The organism is Paraglaciecola sp. G1-13, from assembly GCF_055809255.1.
Genome location: NZ_CM147903.1, coordinates 3,985,682 through 4,001,549, shown reverse-complemented (window position 1 = coordinate 4,001,549; position 15,868 = coordinate 3,985,682). Strand labels below are relative to the sequence as shown.

Genomic DNA, 15,868 nt, shown 5'->3' with positions numbered 1-15,868 from the left:
TGCTATTATATCTACTCTTAGGCAAACAGGGCGCAATGATGGCAAAAAAATCGGAAATCGATAAGCTGCTTAGTAAGCATGATGAGTTGACCCATTCTGAAGATATGAGCGTAGAATCTCACGTGCAACGTAATGAAGATCAATGGTTTGTAAATACCTTGATGATTAAAGGCTACGACGTTCCGTTTCGCTTTCGCCGTAAAAAACAATATAAAAATCTTGAAGGTGCGCGGGTCAATTTAACCTACTATCCCATCACTGAAGATGTCGCCGGGTTTCCTTTTGAAGCTATGAAAGTCGTTAGGATAAAGGTTTCTTAATACTATTTAAAATCCGGTTATTTTCTCCTGCAATTGAAGAGCATCTTGTGGCAGCTGAACAACTCAATGGCTATGTATTGCATCGACGTGCATATCGCGAAACAAGCTTTCTGGTTAACATTTTCACCTTAGAAAACGGTAAAGTGTCTGCTGTTGTGAAAGGTGTTCGCGGTAGCAAAAGCGACAAAAAGAGCCTTCTTCAACCATTTCAGTCGCTGTTGATTGGGGTGTCAGGGCGCTCCGAATTAAAAAACTTACAACAGGTAGAGTCCACCGGCGCAATGATACGCTTGGCCGGGCAAGCTTTGTATTGCGCCTTGTATTTGAACGAAGTTTTGAATCGTGTACTGGCGGATGAGATCCCCCACCCCGAGATTTTCGTATTGTATCAACAAAGTATGCATGCCTTGGTAGCCCAAACAAACTTTGAACCCGTTTTGCGTAGCTTTGAGCTAGGCCTGCTCGATGCATTAGGCTACGGAATTGATCTTACTCATGATGCCGATACAGGCCAGCCTGTTGCTGATAATGGATATTACCGGATAGTGCCTGAGCTTGGCTGCGTATATCAAGGTGACATACGTTTGTCAGGCTGTTATTCAGGCCAAAGTTTATTGAATGTGGCCAGCGAAAACTGGGACAAAGACAGTTTATTAGCCGCTAAGCACATCACTCGAACCACGCTCGGGGAGTTGTTAGGCAGTAAACCGCTAATGAGCAGAGAGTTATTTAAACAAACCCATTTTAAATCGAGAGGGAGAGAGCTTTGAGAGACATTCTTTTAGGGGTCAACGTCGACCATATCGCCACATTACGTAACGCTCGAGGCACGAGTTACCCGGATCCTGTTCACGCTGCTGACATTGCTGAGCGCGCAGGGGCAGATGGTATCACGGTACACTTACGCGAAGACCGACGACATATTATGGACCGAGACGTCGCCCTGCTGCGTCAAACGATCAACACCCGGTTAAATTTAGAAATGGCCGTGACTGATGAAATGGTGGAAATAGCCCTTAATACTCAACCCGAATTCTGTTGTTTAGTCCCTGAAAAGCGTGAAGAGCTGACCACTGAAGGCGGATTGGACGTGGTGGGTAATCAACAGAAAATAGCAGATGCGTGTAAGCAACTTGGTGATGCCGGCATTTTGGTTTCATTATTTATTGACGCTGATTTTGCCCAAATTGATGCTGCGGTAGCGTGCAATGCGCCTTATATCGAAATTCACACCGGCCAATACGCTGAAGCTAAAAATGAAACCGAGCAAGAAGCCGAACTAGCAAAATTAGTGGCTGGCATCGAATATGCTGACGCCAAAGGACTGAAGGTCAATGCTGGGCATGGTTTGCACTATCATAACGTTAAACCTATTGCAGCCATTAAGCAGATCATCGAGTTGAACATTGGCCACGCCATTATTGCTCGCGCAGCATTTGATGGTTTAGACAAAGCTGTGTCAGACATGCGCAGTTTAATGTTAGAAGCGCGCAGTGGGCACTAAATGGGAGAGTCGCAATGGCGGTGATGGGATTAGGCACAGACATAATTGAAATCGGGCGTATCGAGAAGCAATTGACGCGCTCTCATCGTTTAGCACAGCGCGTATTGACCGCTACTGAACTGGCTATTTTTGACGAGCACTCGTTTCCAGCCCGCTATTTGGCTAAGCGTTTTGCCGCTAAAGAAGCTGCAGTCAAGGCATTAGGAATTGGCATAGGTAACGGCATTAGCTTTCAAGATGTTGAAGTGCACAATTTACCCTCAGGACAACCTTTTCTGAAGTTCTACGCAAAGTTTGCCCAACTATGTGAGCAGCGTAATATTACCTCAAGCCATATCTCGATTTCAGATGAGCAGCATTACGCAATTGCCACTGTCATTTTAGAGTCCCCCTAAGACTTAATGCTATGTTTTGGTGCGCGAGTGAAATAGGGCGCACCAAAAATGCAGTATTTACATTAATGAGAGTATATTTTTGCTAGTATTAGGCATCGTTGTCGGCAATTTTCAACTGCGCACCGGCAGTAATGCAGCGAATACGATAAGTTCGCCCCAGTTATCATAGGACTTTCCCGGTTCGGTAAAGTTGGCGCATTTACTGTATATATTTATCATTTTTTCAGCCTAGGCACGCGCGTGGGTGTTAACGTTACTGAATACAAGGATACGTTATGGTTGCTATCCGTAAAGTTCATGAGTCCAAACGGCCCCCTTTCGATGAATGGTTAGATTCACTGTCCCTTTCTGATGTGTGTAAGCATAAATTACGGGAAGTGTCCGACACCCCAGAGATATTGCTTGTGGGTCAAGAAATGGTGGAAATTCTGCATGAATTACACATGGATGATGAGACGCTTCAAGCGTCGCTTGTCTACCCCTATTGCCAAACTCATGAATTAACTGAAGAGCAAATTGAAGAGCGTTTCGGTACGGGCATTCAAAAGCTCATTACTGGCGTTAGGCGTATGGACGCCATCAAGTCTTTACATACTAGAGCCAACAGCGCTCGTAAAAATGATGAAGAGCAAATAGATAACGTACGACGCATGCTGCTGGCTATGGTCGAAGATGTGAGAGCCGTCGTCATTAAACTGGCTGAGCGAATTTGCGCCTTACAACAAGTTAAAAATGAGGACGAAGAAACTCGGGTTCTAGTCGCTCGTGAATGCTCCAATATTTACGCACCACTGGCCAACCGATTGGGGATAGGACAATTGAAATGGGAGCTTGAAGACCTCTCGTTTCGGTATCTGCGCCCAGAAACATACATGCAAATAGCCAATTTATTGGATGAGCGACGCACAGACCGTCAACAATATATTGAAGATTTCGTAGAAGAATTGCAGGCAGTGTTAGATGCACAGCATATCAAGGCGAAAGTGTACGGGCGACCTAAGCATATCTATAGCATCTGGAAAAAGATGCAGAAAAAGCACCTTAGCTTTGAGCAGTTATTTGATATTCGTGCCGTGCGGGTGATCGCCGATCGGTTACAAGACTGTTACGGGGCGTTAGGTGTAGTGCACTCCAATTGGCAGCATATACCCCGTGAATTTGACGATTATATCGCAACGCCAAAACCCAATGGTTATCAATCGATTCACACCGTGGCGCTAGGTAAAGAAGATAAGACCATTGAGATACAAATTCGCACAGCGCAAATGCATCAAGACGCAGAGCTAGGTGTTGCTGCTCACTGGCGCTACAAAGAGGGTACAAGTAGCAGCCGCTCAGGTTATGAAGAGCGTATCAACTGGTTGCGTAAAATCCTGTTATGGCAAGAAGAAGTAGCTGAATCCGGCGACTTAGTCGAGGAATTGCGTAGTCAGGTATTCGATGATCGTGTTTATGTTTTTACGCCCAAAGGCGATGTTGTCGATTTACCACTTGGTTCTACCCCATTAGATTTTGCTTATTATATTCACAGCAATGTGGGGCACAGGTGTATTGGGGCGAAAGTGGGTGGGCGTATAGTGCCATTTACCTACGAATTACGTACGGGTGATCAGGTCGATATTTTGACCGGTAAGCAGCTCAACCCCAGCCGCGACTGGATGCACCCTGGACTTGGTTACGTTCATTCATCCCGTGCCAGGGCGAAAATTCATACCTATTTTAAGAAGCAAGACAGGGATAAAAACTTAGCCGCGGGTAAAGAAATATTTGAGCGAGAATTGCAAAAAGCCGGTATCGACAGCAAAGACATTGCACAGGCATGTACCCGCTATAACATGCATACAGTAGACGATTTGTATGCAGCAATTGGTGCGGGAGATATTCGCTTAATGCAAGTGGTGCATTATCTGCAGCAACTGCATGTGCCACCAACCGAAATTGATCCACGGATTAAACCTAAAAAACCTCAGTCGAGTAAGTTCAAAAAAGATACCGTTGTGGTGGAAGGGGTAGGAAATCTGATGACGCAGATTGCTGGTTGTTGCCAGCCCTTACCGGGGGAAACCATTCAAGGTTATATCACTCAGGGCCGCGGCGTCAGTGTACATAGAGAAGATTGCGAACAACTCAGTCACTTATTAGAGCAACATCCTGAACGAGAGATTGATGTGGACTGGGCAAGTAATATTAATGCCTCTTTCCAGACTTATATTCAGGTGTTTTGCAGTGACAGAGACGGTTTATTACGGGATATCACGACTGTACTGGCCAACGAAAAAGCTGGGTTACTAGGGGTCAATAGTGCAAGCGATGTGAAATTCGGCCTCGCACGGATTTCCCTAAGATTAGAGCTTAAAGACCTGCAGGGGCTGTCACGAGTCATAAGTCGTATTGAAGGGATAAAAGGTGTGTCAATGGTTCAGCGAACAGACAACTAATGAAACCCGAATCAGCGCCAGAGATAAACAATCAACAGGACAAGGGCAGCAATGCGAATGAATGCGCGTTAAGCGAACTGTTAAGCATTATGCGAACCTTGCGTGACCCGACTAATGGTTGCGATTGGGATAAGCAACAGACCTTTGCCAGTATTGCACCTTACACGATTGAAGAAGCATACGAAGTCGCCGATGCCATCGATAAAGGTGATATGGCAGATATTCGTGATGAACTGGGAGATTTACTCTTTCAAGTGGTGTTTTATGCCCAGATTGCACAAGAGCAAGATGCGTTTGCTTTCGAGGATATAGCACGAGGAATATCCGCTAAGTTACGCCGTCGTCATCCGCACATTTTCGCCGATGAAAACGGCAACGTCACGCTAGCAGAAAAAGGCCAATGGGAGAGTATTAAAGCTCAAGAGCGCATCGCCGCGGGTAAAACGGCAGACAACAGTATTCTAGCCAACGTACCTGCAGGCATGTCGCCGTTACTCCGCGCCCAAAAGCTACAACAAAAGTGCGCGAAATTTGGTTTTGATTGGCCTGAGCTGGCGCCGGTCTTCGATAAACTTCAAGAAGAAATTGATGAAGTGATAGTGGAAGTAAATGCGCCAACGCCTGATCAATCAGCGATTGAAGATGAAATAGGTGACGTTCTCTTTTCGGTGGTGAATTTAGCACGCCACGTCAAAGTGGATGCCCAAACGGCATTACGAAAGGCGTCTAATAAGTTTGAGCAGCGCTTTCGGCAAGTTGAGCTTATTGCGCAGGAGCAAGGGAAAGCTATTAGTGACACATCACTGGATGAGCTAGAAGTATATTGGCAGCAGGCGAAAGAACTTTCTAAATAATCTGTTGCCTTAACTTTATGTAGACCGTTGTGCAATCTGCTTAAAGACAATCGATGTTGCTCTTTGTTACAAACTTTGATTTCACTTTTTACATACTCGGTGTAGATTTAAATTTAATCTTATAAAATTCTTATTTTCAAGAGGTGTTGGGTTTAATCAACCGCGTTAGATTATGAATAAGTTACTTGTCCTGTTATTTCCTTTGTTGTTCTCGTTACTCAGTGTTGAGGGACGAGCGGCGAGCAGTGGCAACGTAAATATCGAACGCAGTGCGTTGCTGTCAGACGTATTAGACTCACAATCTTTGCAGTTATCCCAAGAAGCGGATGACCGCGAAGAACATCTCCATATCGGATTCAAACATCCAACACTGCGCATTAAGGCCAAGCAAACACGTTTTTCAGTGGGAGCACAGGCGTCTATTGGGCAAACCGTTGGTTCAACTAGTATTCGCGCCCCGCCTTCCATTCTTTAATTTATCCATATCCAGTTCGCGCATTGTACTTAGCAATGCAGTGACATAAATTAATTGAATTAACACCCCAGCATTAGGTTACCCAACGCTGGGGGAGGAAGAAAATCATGAAAAACATCGCCCTTTACGAATTAAACCAATTAGATGAATTAGCTTGGCCTGAAACGTTTCAAGGGGTTTCCCTTGATTCCCCCGCCACGTCAGTGTTTACTGATTTCAAAAAAACAAAACCAATTGTTATTCAAGCTGATACGCCTATTTCTGAAGTAGAGCAACGTATGATCGAAGAGAAAGTACGCTTGAAAATTGTGCTTGATAGCGCCTACAAGTTTATCGGCGTGATTAGCCTTGACGACTTGAACGATCAAGAAAAAATAAAGCGCATTGCCTCTGGTATTGAGCGCCCAGACTTATGCGTTCGTCACTTTATGCGTACCAAAGCAGATCTAAAAGTGATTTTATTGCGAGAGTTGAAACGCTCTAGTGTCGGTGATTTGGTCGAAATGCTCAAAGCCAACGGTCTGCAGCATTGTTTAGTTGTTGACAGCGAAGCGCATCAGATCCGTGGCATCGTATCAGCCAGCGACTTAGCAAAAGGCTTAGGAATTGCGATGAACTTGAGTGTTAGCCCAACCTTTTTTGACATCTTTAATGAAGTTTATAGTGAAGCGCCATTGTTTAAAGCCTACGGTTAAGAGCCCAAGACTTTTTATAATAGCAATACGAGGAATTTGCTGTGTGGCAAATTCCTCGTATTGCCAGTTGTCACTGACAAATTGAGATAATTTTTCTTGCTATACCCAGCCAAAAATGCGCAATTTCTGCTCGCGTTTCGTAAAAACATCTGTATAATTCGCGCCCTGCCCAGTTACACCCACTTTGGGAAAGTGGAAGAATCGTACGACTCGAAGGGGTCAGTGTATTGATTTTAGCGGTTTCTGAGGTTGCAAACTTCGGTTTGAAATAGCAGAAACAACGTAACATTTAGACATATATTTTTTGGGTAATATTAGATGAAAACTTTTGTTGCAAAGCCAGAAACGGTAAAACGTGAATGGTATGTGGTAGACGCCGCAGACAAAACACTAGGTCGTTTAGCGACTGAAATTGCTAGCCGTTTACGCGGAAAGCATAAGCCTGAGTACACACCTCATGTGGACACAGGGGATTACATTGTTGTGATCAACGCAGAGAAAGTAGTTGTTACCGGCAACAAAGCCAAAGGTAAAATGTACTACTCTCACACTGGTTACCCAGGCGGTCTTAAAGAGACTAACTTTGAGAAGTTACAAGCCTTCAAACCAGAGATGATCATTGAAAAAGCGGTTAAAGGTATGTTGCCAAAAGGTCCTCTTGGACGCGATATGTTCCGCAAAATGAAAGTCTTCGCTGGTCCTGAGCATAAACACGCTGCTCAACAGCCTCAAGTCTTAGACATTTAAGGAGCATAGAAAATGGCAGATACTCAATACTACGGCACTGGTCGCCGCAAAAGCTCTACCGCTCGTGTTTTCCTTCGTGCAGGTAGTGGTAACATCGTTGTTAACAAACGTCCTCTAGATGAATTCTTCGGTCGTGAAACGGCACGAATGATTGTTCGTCAACCACTTGAATTGGTTGAGATGACTGAAAAATTCGATCTATACGTCACAGTTGCTGGCGGCGGAATTAGCGGCCAAGCTGGCGCAATTCGTCACGGTATCACTCGTGCATTGATGGAATTTGATGAGACACTTCGTCCTTCTCTACGTAAAGCTGGTTTCGTAACCCGTGATGCACGTAAAGTTGAGCGTAAGAAAGTGGGTCTACATAAAGCGCGTAAGCGTCCACAGTTCTCAAAACGTTAATCGTTTTTATGAATTCGAAACCCGGCTATTTGCCGGGTTTTTTTTGGTCTATTTTTGGCTAAAATGCCGTCTTGTACAAATTTCCCTCTTAAGTCTCGGTATTTCTTCGTTTTATTGACGAATTCCTTGTATTTATTGTGGGTTTTCTTTTATCATTTTCGGTTAATGACAAAACTATAACTTCTTTTAGTTCGTAAGGTATTGAAAGCCTTTTTTGCAAAGAAGTGTGAGCAAATTCAACCCTCGGAGATTATTGGATGAGCAATGTATCATTAGATGCGAATGATTCGTCTGTTACCGAAAACCAACCGCAAGACAACAATCGACGTCGCTTTTTGACTGTCGCTACGTCCGTTGTGGGTGGTGTCGGTGTCGCAGGTGCTGCTATACCTTTCATCGGTTCATGGAACCCCAGTGTGAAAGCGCGAGCAGCCGGTGCTGATGTAGAAGCAGATATAAGTAAAATCGAGCCTGGACAGCTTATTCGCGTTATTTGGCGTAGTAAGCCAGTTTGGATCACCAGACGTACACCAGAATTGCTTGAATCGTTGACCAAAATTGATGATTTATTGAAAGATCCAAATTCTGAAGAGGATCAACAACCTGAATTCGCTCGTAATTCATATCGTTCCATTAAAGCTGAATACTCAGTGTTGGTTGGGATCTGTACTCACCTAGGTTGCTCTCCTCAACATCTAAAAGATGGCGCTTTTGAAGAGTACGTTGAAGGCGTTCCTGAAGGCTTCCATTGCCCATGTCATGGTTCTAAATTTGATATGGCTGGTCGCGTATTCAATAACGTTCCTGCACCACTTAACTTGGTTGTTCCGCCGTATATGTACTTGGACGACAACACCATTTTGATTGGTTCCGAAGAAGGGGCTGCATAATATGTTTAAAAATTTAATGGATTGGATTGAATACCGCTTACCAATTATGCGTGTGGCAAACATGCATGCGATTCAATATCCTGCACCGCGTAATATGAACTTTTGGTACGTGTTTGGCTTTCTAGCTACCATCGTACTCGTCAACCAAATCGTGACTGGTGTTTGGTTAACCATGAGTTTTGAGCCTTCAGCCGAGCGCGCATTCGCGTCAGTGGAATACATCATGCGTGATGTAGAATATGGCTGGATCTTACGTTATATGCACAGTACCGGTGCTTCTGCGTTCTTTATCGTGGTGTATTTGCACATGTTCCGCGGCATGATTTATGGTTCCTACCAGAAACCACGTGAGTTGCTATGGTTGTTCGGAATGTTCATCTACTTGGCGCTGATGGCGGAAGCGTTCATGGGGTATGTATTACCTTGGGGGCAAATGTCTTACTGGGGAGCGCAGGTTATCGTATCCTTGTTCAGTGCTATTCCTGTTATTGGCCCAGACCTAGTGATTTGGATCCAAGGTGACTATGTTATCTCGGGAGCAACGCTGAACCGATTCTTTGCTTTGCACGTCATCGCGTTACCGCTGGTTATCGTTATTCTCGTGTTTTTGCATATTGTTGCGCTTCACGAAGTGGGTTCGAACAACCCTGATGGAACCGACGTTAAACGTAAAAAAGGCTCACTCACAGAAGCCGAGAAAACTAAATATAAGATGCATGAGTACTACACAGATAAGTACGACATCATTGATGATATCGTACCTTTCTTCCCGCATATTGTGCTTAAAGACTTGGTGGCGTTCAGCCTGTTTTTAATCGCTTTTTGCTATGTCATGTTCTTCAACCCAGGAATGGGCGGCTATTTCTTAGAGCATCCTAACTTTGAAATTGCTAACCCGCTTAAAACACCTGAGCACATTTTCCCTGTTTGGTATTTCACGCCTTTCTATGCAATTTTGAAAGCCGTACCGCATAAACTGGGTGGTGTAATTTGTATGTTCGCAGCGATCGTTGCATTGGCGCTATTGCCTTGGATTGACCGCGGACGAGTTAAGTCTTGGCGTTACCGCTGTGGCTTGCACCGTTGGAACCTGCTCGTATTTGCCGGCGTGTTTATCTTCCTAGGCTACCTAGGTGGTACACCTCAAGAAGCGTGGAAAATTATTGCTTCGCAAATTTTGACCATAATGTATTTCGGCTTTTTCTTCTTATTGTGGATATACAGTAAAAACGAAAGAACCAAGCCAGTTCCAGCGAGGATTACAGGATGAAGAAGTTAATACTCGTTTTAGCATTTTTATTGCCAAATGCAGTATTCGCAGCAGGCGGCGGTGCTCACTTAGACACCGCTGACTACGACTTAACAGACAAGGCATCGTTGCAAAACGGCGCCAAGATCTTTCAGAACTACTGTTTGGGTTGTCACCAAATGCAGTACCAACGTTATCAGCGTGCGTTCGAAGATTTAGGTATCCCTGTTGAGCTTGGTCAAGAGAACTTACAGTTCACAGGCGAAAAGCCCGGCGAGTATATTAAAAATGGTATGCCTGCTGATGCTGCAGCTAAGTGGTTCGGTGCGCCGCCTCCAGATTTGACTCTGGTAGCTCGTGTACGTGGTGCTGATTGGTTGTATACCTATCTACGTACGTTCTACGTCGACGAGAGTCGTCCGTTTGGTGTGAATAACCTAGTGTTCCCTGAAGTGGGTATGCCACATGTATTGCAAGAGTTGCAAGGTGTTCCTCGCAAGACGACTGAAGAGCATATGGTCGACGGCGAAATGGTCGAACGCTATGTAGGTATCAAATCTGATGGTTCTGGGGAATTGAGCCCAGAAGAATATGACAGTGCCGTTTTGGACTTAGTGAACTACCTGGTTTACACCGGTGAGCCTTCACGCTTAGAGTCTGAGAGTATCGGTCGCTGGGTCTTAATATTCTTGTTGGTGTTCTTCGTACTTATTTACTTATTGAAGAAAGATTATTGGAGAGATGTGCATTAATTCTACAAAAGTTAATGTATAATCCGCAAAATTTTAAGGGGCCCCGTGCCCCTTTCTTATCACTGGTAGATTAATTTACCGTTTTGCTGTTAATGCAGCCTCAAGCAGGGTGCAAAAACAGTAATATTGGATATTTCAGCAAGCTTTATTGTAAATATAAACAGCTGGGTATCTGAATTTAGGAGGAAGCTTAATGGCTGTAGCCACAAATAAACGTTCTATCATGACGTTGTTCTCAGACACCATTGATATCTATAGTCATCAAGTGCGTATCGTACTTGCTGAAAAAGGTGTTGGAGTAGAAATCAGCTATATCGAGAAAAACAACTTGTCTGAAGATTTAATTGATTTAAATCCTTATGGCACGGTACCAACCTTGGTTGACAGAGAATTGGTACTTTATAATTCTCATATCATCATGGAATATTTGGACGAGCGTTTTCCTCACCCTCCATTGATGCCTGTATATCCTGTATCTCGTGGCCAAAGCCGCTTGACTATGCACCGTATTCAGAATGATTGGTATGTACTTGCTGAGCAAATTCTAGCGGGTAAAGGCGATGTAGCCGCTGCACGTAATGAATTGCGTGAAGCGTTGTTGAGCTTGGCACCATTGTTCGCAGAGACGCCGTTCTTTATGAGTGAAGAATTCAGTCTTGTAGATTGTTATCTTGCTCCATTATTGTGGCGTTTGCCGTCTCTTGGTATTGAATTGACGGGCACTGGCGCAAAAGATGTACGCACTTATATGAATCGCATTTTCGAAAGAAGTTCGTTCAAAGCATCTTTGACGGACCAAGAACGCGAAATTCATAACCCTCTTTAGTGGGAAATGACAATATGACATCAAATCAGCCTTATTTACTCCGTGCATTCTACGAATGGATTGTGGATAACAATTTGACGCCTTATATCGTGGTTGATGCACATGTTTCAGGTACATTAGTGCCACAAGAACATGTTCGTGATGGTCAGATAGTACTTAATGTTTCTCCCGCCTCTTGTGGTAAGTTGTTACTAGGCAACGACGAGATTACCTTTGATGCTCGTTTCGGCGGTGTGCCACGTAATATCGTTGTTCCATGTAAGGCGGTTTTGGCGATTTACGCCAAAGAAAATGGTGCAGGTACGGTGTTTACACCTGAAGACGATTTTGAGGGCGACGGCAGTGATTTAACGCCAACACCCGTTCAATCATCAGATTCACCGGAAAAGGCGCCAGCCCCAAGTAAAAAGGGTAAGCCCAATTTAACCATTGTTAAGTAAAGTGTTACACATTAAAAAAAGGTGCCAAAAGGCACCTTTTTTTGTGTCTATTGTTCGACAGCTGGCATGCCAGTGCTCTTGCTTGAACACATGAGAGCCCAATACTAATTCCAGTGAACAATTCACTTCTCCGGGAAAAACTTAAAAGGACTTAGTCAAGGCGCTTGAATGACGTAACAGTAAAGGTTTAAAAAATAGCTACGAAACAAAGTAAAAAGTACCTTATGAGGCCGATGTAAAGCGCTCCATGGATTTATCAGGCAGCGCTTTTAATGTAGCCGTTATGTACTGCTAGAGGTATTCAAATGCTTTAATGACTTGTTTCACGCCATCAATACTACGCGCCACTGTGGCTGCTATTTCTGCTTCTTTAGTGCTAACCAAACCCATTAGGAAAACCTCGGAGTTTTCAACCGCCACATGAATGTGGAAGCCGTCTATCCGTTTGTCTGCCACTAGGTTGGCTTTGATTTTAGAGGTTAGCCATACGTCATGGGTGGTGGTGCTGGCTGAAACTGGCGAGCCCAGTCGAATTTGATTGTGCAATTTTTCTATATTTTTCACAGATGTCGCGGCCACTTGGGCTTGATTGATCAAGGCTTCATTCGGTGCTTGTCCGACTAACAAGACGGATCCGTTAAAAACGTGAACATGGATATTCGCTTGCTCGTCAATAGCTTTATTGTCAGACAAGGCGATAGAGATACGACTTGAAACGGTTTTATCGTCAAGCTGAGTGCCTAATGAACGACGATCGTGGGCAGCAGAAGCCGCACCGACCCCAGCGCCTACCACTAATGCAGCGCAGCCTTGTAGAAGGCTAAGGGCTAACAATGTACTGATAAGTAATTTAGGATGATAATTTAACACGTCATTATTCCTGTGAAGTTTCTGGGAAAAGACAATCGTCTACCCCTTCGCATAAGTTATGGATAACCAATAAATGTACTTCGTGAATACGCACGGCGCGACTTGATGGAACACGGATTTCCACGTCATTCGGGCCAAGTAACCCTGCCATTTCACCGCCATCCAGCCCAGTTAACGCAACAATGGTCATATCGCGACTCAAAGCGGCCTCCATGGCGCTAATAACGCTTCTAGAGGCGCCATTAGGTGATATGGCCAGTAGTATATCGCCTGTTTGCCCTAGGGCGCGTACCTGTTTAGAAAACACTTCGTCATAGCTGTAGTCATTGGCAATAGACGTCATAGTTGAGGTGTCTGTGCTTAGCGCAATGGCGGGTAAGCTAGGTCTCTCTCGCTCGTATCGATTCAGCATTTGAGAAGCAAAACTTTGGGCATGGGCTGCTGAACCACCGTTACCGCAAGACAGTATTTTATTTCCGTTGATAAGTGCATTAACCATCATTTGCGTGGCAAGTGCAATGGGCTCAGGTAGTTCTTCTAACGAAGCAATCATAGTTTGAATGCTCTCGGTAAAATTGGCTTTAACACTCTCTAACATTCATGCTCCAGTGCGCGTTGTTGTTATACATACTTTAACCAACTGATTTTATCATTGTTGTTACTTAATACATCTATGCCGACTATATCAATTCTATGGGCGATTAACGAAGGATTCAGCTTATTGTCTAGCATGTAATGCTGTATAGCAGACTCGAATTTACGTCGTTTGTGGGGATGAAAAAACTCCACTGCGCTGCCAAACTGTTGTCCGCTACGGTATTTGACCTCAACGAAGACCAGTTCTTGATGGTCGCGCATGATGATATCAATTTCGCCGCTTCGGCAGCGGTAATTTTGCGTCACTAACGTAAGCCCTTGCTGCTTTAAATAAGCTAATGCCTGGGCTTCGCCTTGCGCGCCCTTCATTAAAGAGCGCAACGGGTTAGTCCATGGCAATGGGGATGACCCGGTCTTGCGCTACTTTCGCCCAGGGCAATACGCGGTGAACTTCCCCATCCGCACTGATACTTAACTCGCCACTTAAGCCTTTTACCGAAGTGATCGGCAGGAGTTTCAAATGGCGCAGCTTAGGCACTAGGTTATAGGCATCGTAACCAAGAGCAAATAGACGTAACAAACTATCTTGGGTTTGAGGCCATAAGGCCTGGGTATCATTTGCTAAGTCTTGCCATGGGTTATTGGGCATCATCCATGGCATATCAATAAAGGTTAAATTGCGTAAATCTCGAATACTGTTTTTGTTTAATTCCAGGGTGTAACTTCTTGATGAGGCGAAAACGGAGATTTCGCGAGCGGCGAAAGGACTCAAGCTCGACTCAATAATAGGGTTAAGTAATTCAGTCTGTTCCGGGTTGGCAAACAAAATTATCGCATCTACATCCCGGCGATTGCGCTCTACTGCGTACACTTCACTGGTGGTAAGTAGTTCTATTTGTTTCACGCGCTGGCGGCTTTGGGCTACATCTAATAACTCAGACACCAACTTGCGCATATTTTTACTATCGGTAAAGGTGCCTGTTGCGGGGACAACGTAATCTTGTTGTTGGTCATTCTGTTGCCATTGTTGAATGAAAGCCTCAGACATGCGCTGGGTGGTACTGGTGTCAGCCGCTAATACTATGGGGTGACGCAGGCCTAGGTCATGGATGTGCTTAGCCAATTGAATGGCTTCATCTTCAGGAGCTAGTGAAAAGTAAAACACTTCTGGCGATGCTGCGGGAAGTGTTTCAAACGCGTTATCAACATCTGGCAGTGTTATGTATTCTGCCGGCACTGCTTGATCCACAATGACGTTATTGACTAGTGCATTGTCCGTCGTTTTATTTTCGATAATAGAGTCAATACGATTTAGCGCTAATACCGATTTATTGGCTGGTAACAACGCTATTAATTGAGCAATCTTCTCTTTTAGTAGCGGCCCAATAATCGTATCGTAGTCAGTGACCTGTTCACTCAACTCCTCGGGTGTTTTTAAGGCTGAATCAAAAAACTGTAATTCAATGTTCTGGGTTGAAGCTTGGCTGTTTGACGTTGACGCGCTATTCAAATGCGCTAGGTACGCTGCAATAATTCCGTCTTTAATTGCGTTCCCTTGGCTAGAAAGCCTACCTGTTAGCGGTAGCAATACCGCCACTCGCTTAGGCGTTATAGTGTCTTGCTCCATGGCGTTGACTAACGCCTCAGGGAGTACCTCAGATAAGGGGTGGGATGAATGCTTATTTTGCCACTGATTGACCTGAACTTTTAGTCTTTGAGGCTGCGTGCCTAGCTGTTGAATAATCGTTTTAAGTTCAACCCATGACTTGAGCCTGGGCTCATCTATCACGGCTTGCTTTTCTTGCTTGTTGGTTAGATTGCCAATCGCCCGCCATAATCTAAGGCTATTTTCTTGATTGAGGTTGCCAGCGGCTAATAAATTTTCACTCGCGGCTAACCAAGCATGTTGCTGTTCGTCAATAAGGGCCTGTAATTCACTGAGCTGAGCTGACTCATGTTTGCTTTTAAGCAATTTATTTACAAGCTTTTGTGCTTGGGATACCGCGGGGGTAGGCAGCTGCATATAACACTGTGCCAACAGCAATTGAGCTTCAGATTGAAGGTCAGGGTGAATAAGTTCAGGCGTAAGGATATTAAGCAACTTTATACTGGCATTGCAATTATCTTCTTGCTGTAAAACAGACGCGGCTTGCAATATCAATCTATTACGCTGAGTAGTGTCACCCGTCTCGGCAAACTGACGTTGCGCTTGGTTTAGGTAATATTGACTGTTAAGCTCACGGTCTGGTTGCACTACCTTGATATCTGGTCGTTTTACCGTGTTTTTTTTGTTCGGCGTATCTGCACAGGAGGCCATAAAAACGACTAGGCTAACAACCACTACCGACCTGATTAATTTCATTTACAGTGCACTCACTTAACATCTTGATAATTCGCCCGTTAGTTTATAC

At 44.5% G+C, this 15,868-nt stretch carries 19 protein-coding genes; 15 read left to right on the top strand and 4 right to left on the bottom strand.

The window, feature by feature from the left end:
• The first annotated feature begins 38 nt into the window (after nucleotides 1-38).
• From AC0L6N_RS16930 to AC0L6N_RS16860, 15 genes are all read left to right on the top strand, one after another.
• The gene (locus tag AC0L6N_RS16930) at nucleotides 39-320 is read left to right on the top strand and encodes a hypothetical protein (RefSeq protein ID WP_006991004.1); all 282 of its coding nucleotides are present in this window, start codon (nucleotides 39-41) and stop codon (nucleotides 318-320) included.
• A 47-nt stretch (nucleotides 321-367) separates the two neighbouring features.
• On the top strand, nucleotides 368-1,090 hold the full coding sequence (recO, locus tag AC0L6N_RS16925; RefSeq protein ID WP_473476199.1) for a DNA repair protein RecO: 723 nt from the start codon (nucleotides 368-370) through the stop codon (nucleotides 1,088-1,090).
• Nucleotides 1,087-1,824: a pyridoxine 5'-phosphate synthase gene (pdxJ, locus tag AC0L6N_RS16920; RefSeq protein ID WP_473476198.1), complete on the top strand. Its 738-nt coding sequence runs from the start codon at nucleotides 1,087-1,089 to the stop codon at nucleotides 1,822-1,824. The genes recO and pdxJ overlap by 4 nt, the downstream gene beginning before the upstream one ends.
• Nucleotides 1,825-1,838: 14 nt before the next feature.
• A complete protein-coding gene (gene acpS / locus AC0L6N_RS16915) occupies nucleotides 1,839-2,219 on the top strand; it encodes a holo-ACP synthase (RefSeq protein ID WP_011576429.1) in 381 nt (126 codons plus the stop codon).
• Between the two features lie 275 nt (nucleotides 2,220-2,494).
• Nucleotides 2,495-4,657 carry a GTP diphosphokinase gene (gene relA / locus AC0L6N_RS16910; protein ID WP_473476196.1) on the top strand — a complete coding sequence of 721 codons (2,163 nt, stop codon included), beginning with the start codon at nucleotides 2,495-2,497 and terminating at the stop codon, nucleotides 4,655-4,657.
• Nucleotides 4,657-5,511, top strand: coding sequence for a nucleoside triphosphate pyrophosphohydrolase (gene mazG / locus AC0L6N_RS16905; RefSeq protein ID WP_473476195.1), 855 nt, complete (start codon nucleotides 4,657-4,659; stop codon nucleotides 5,509-5,511). The genes relA and mazG overlap by 1 nt, the downstream gene beginning before the upstream one ends.
• A gap of 172 nt (nucleotides 5,512-5,683) precedes the next feature.
• Nucleotides 5,684-5,986 (top strand): hypothetical protein, encoded by a 303-nt coding sequence (locus AC0L6N_RS16900; RefSeq protein ID WP_011576426.1) that lies wholly within the window; start codon nucleotides 5,684-5,686, stop codon nucleotides 5,984-5,986.
• Between the two features lie 107 nt (nucleotides 5,987-6,093).
• Nucleotides 6,094-6,681 (top strand): CBS domain-containing protein, encoded by a 588-nt coding sequence (locus AC0L6N_RS16895; protein WP_011576425.1) that lies wholly within the window; start codon nucleotides 6,094-6,096, stop codon nucleotides 6,679-6,681.
• 318 nt (nucleotides 6,682-6,999) lie between these two features.
• Entirely contained in the window at nucleotides 7,000-7,428 is a 429-nt protein-coding gene (gene rplM, locus AC0L6N_RS16890) for a 50S ribosomal protein L13 (protein ID WP_006991012.1), read from the top strand.
• A gap of 12 nt (nucleotides 7,429-7,440) precedes the next feature.
• Nucleotides 7,441-7,833: a 30S ribosomal protein S9 gene (rpsI, locus tag AC0L6N_RS16885; RefSeq protein WP_006991013.1), complete on the top strand. Its 393-nt coding sequence runs from the start codon at nucleotides 7,441-7,443 to the stop codon at nucleotides 7,831-7,833.
• A 257-nt stretch (nucleotides 7,834-8,090) separates the two neighbouring features.
• Nucleotides 8,091-8,723 carry a ubiquinol-cytochrome c reductase iron-sulfur subunit gene (gene petA / locus AC0L6N_RS16880; protein ID WP_006991014.1) on the top strand — a complete coding sequence of 211 codons (633 nt, stop codon included), beginning with the start codon at nucleotides 8,091-8,093 and terminating at the stop codon, nucleotides 8,721-8,723.
• Between the two features lies 1 nt (nucleotide 8,724).
• Nucleotides 8,725-9,993, top strand: a complete 1,269-nt coding sequence (locus AC0L6N_RS16875; protein ID WP_473476191.1) for a cytochrome b — start codon at nucleotides 8,725-8,727, stop codon at nucleotides 9,991-9,993.
• The gene (locus tag AC0L6N_RS16870; RefSeq protein ID WP_473476189.1) at nucleotides 9,990-10,724 is read left to right on the top strand and encodes a cytochrome c1; all 735 of its coding nucleotides are present in this window, start codon (nucleotides 9,990-9,992) and stop codon (nucleotides 10,722-10,724) included. Before AC0L6N_RS16875 ends, AC0L6N_RS16870 begins: the two co-directional genes overlap by 4 nt.
• Nucleotides 10,725-10,917: 193 nt before the next feature.
• A complete protein-coding gene (sspA, locus tag AC0L6N_RS16865) occupies nucleotides 10,918-11,550 on the top strand; it encodes a stringent starvation protein SspA (RefSeq protein ID WP_011576422.1) in 633 nt (210 codons plus the stop codon).
• 14 nt (nucleotides 11,551-11,564) lie between these two features.
• The gene (locus AC0L6N_RS16860) at nucleotides 11,565-11,990 is read left to right on the top strand and encodes a ClpXP protease specificity-enhancing factor (protein WP_011576421.1); all 426 of its coding nucleotides are present in this window, start codon (nucleotides 11,565-11,567) and stop codon (nucleotides 11,988-11,990) included.
• Nucleotides 11,991-12,281: 291 nt separating this feature from the next.
• Here the strand turns inward: AC0L6N_RS16860 and dolP are convergent, their stop codons facing one another.
• The 4 genes from dolP to AC0L6N_RS16840 are packed head-to-tail and all read right to left on the bottom strand — an operon-like array spanning nucleotide 12,282 to nucleotide 15,819.
• Nucleotides 12,282-12,860 (bottom strand): division/outer membrane stress-associated lipid-binding lipoprotein, encoded by a 579-nt coding sequence (dolP, locus tag AC0L6N_RS16855; RefSeq protein ID WP_473476185.1) that lies wholly within the window; start codon nucleotides 12,858-12,860, stop codon nucleotides 12,282-12,284.
• 4 nt (nucleotides 12,861-12,864) lie between these two features.
• Nucleotides 12,865-13,458, bottom strand: coding sequence for a phosphoheptose isomerase (locus tag AC0L6N_RS16850; protein WP_011576419.1), 594 nt, complete (start codon nucleotides 13,456-13,458; stop codon nucleotides 12,865-12,867).
• A 23-nt stretch (nucleotides 13,459-13,481) separates the two neighbouring features.
• Nucleotides 13,482-13,856: a YraN family protein gene (locus AC0L6N_RS16845; protein ID WP_041714081.1), complete on the bottom strand. Its 375-nt coding sequence runs from the start codon at nucleotides 13,854-13,856 to the stop codon at nucleotides 13,482-13,484.
• The gene (locus AC0L6N_RS16840) at nucleotides 13,843-15,819 is read right to left on the bottom strand and encodes a penicillin-binding protein activator (RefSeq protein WP_473476182.1); all 1,977 of its coding nucleotides are present in this window, start codon (nucleotides 15,817-15,819) and stop codon (nucleotides 13,843-13,845) included. Before AC0L6N_RS16840 ends, AC0L6N_RS16845 begins: the two co-directional genes overlap by 14 nt.
• Nucleotides 15,820-15,868: the final 49 nt, after the last annotated feature.

Coding starts and splice junctions, on each gene's coding strand:
- AC0L6N_RS16870 (WP_473476189.1), top strand. CDS start 9,990: ATGAAGAAGTTAATACTCGTTTTAGCATTTTTATTGCCAAATGCAGTA.
- AC0L6N_RS16900 (WP_011576426.1), top strand. CDS start 5,684: ATGAATAAGTTACTTGTCCTGTTATTTCCTTTGTTGTTCTCGTTACTC.
- AC0L6N_RS16930 (WP_006991004.1), top strand. CDS start 39: ATGGCAAAAAAATCGGAAATCGATAAGCTGCTTAGTAAGCATGATGAG.
- rplM (WP_006991012.1), top strand. CDS start 7,000: ATGAAAACTTTTGTTGCAAAGCCAGAAACGGTAAAACGTGAATGGTAT.
- relA (WP_473476196.1), top strand. CDS start 2,495: ATGGTTGCTATCCGTAAAGTTCATGAGTCCAAACGGCCCCCTTTCGAT.
- AC0L6N_RS16840 (WP_473476182.1), bottom strand. CDS start 15,819: ATGAAATTAATCAGGTCGGTAGTGGTTGTTAGCCTAGTCGTTTTTATG.
- mazG (WP_473476195.1), top strand. CDS start 4,657: ATGAAACCCGAATCAGCGCCAGAGATAAACAATCAACAGGACAAGGGC.
- AC0L6N_RS16850 (WP_011576419.1), bottom strand. CDS start 13,458: ATGTTAGAGAGTGTTAAAGCCAATTTTACCGAGAGCATTCAAACTATG.
- AC0L6N_RS16875 (WP_473476191.1), top strand. CDS start 8,725: ATGTTTAAAAATTTAATGGATTGGATTGAATACCGCTTACCAATTATG.
- sspA (WP_011576422.1), top strand. CDS start 10,918: ATGGCTGTAGCCACAAATAAACGTTCTATCATGACGTTGTTCTCAGAC.
- AC0L6N_RS16860 (WP_011576421.1), top strand. CDS start 11,565: ATGACATCAAATCAGCCTTATTTACTCCGTGCATTCTACGAATGGATT.
- acpS (WP_011576429.1), top strand. CDS start 1,839: ATGGCGGTGATGGGATTAGGCACAGACATAATTGAAATCGGGCGTATC.
- AC0L6N_RS16895 (WP_011576425.1), top strand. CDS start 6,094: ATGAAAAACATCGCCCTTTACGAATTAAACCAATTAGATGAATTAGCT.
- petA (WP_006991014.1), top strand. CDS start 8,091: ATGAGCAATGTATCATTAGATGCGAATGATTCGTCTGTTACCGAAAAC.
- rpsI (WP_006991013.1), top strand. CDS start 7,441: ATGGCAGATACTCAATACTACGGCACTGGTCGCCGCAAAAGCTCTACC.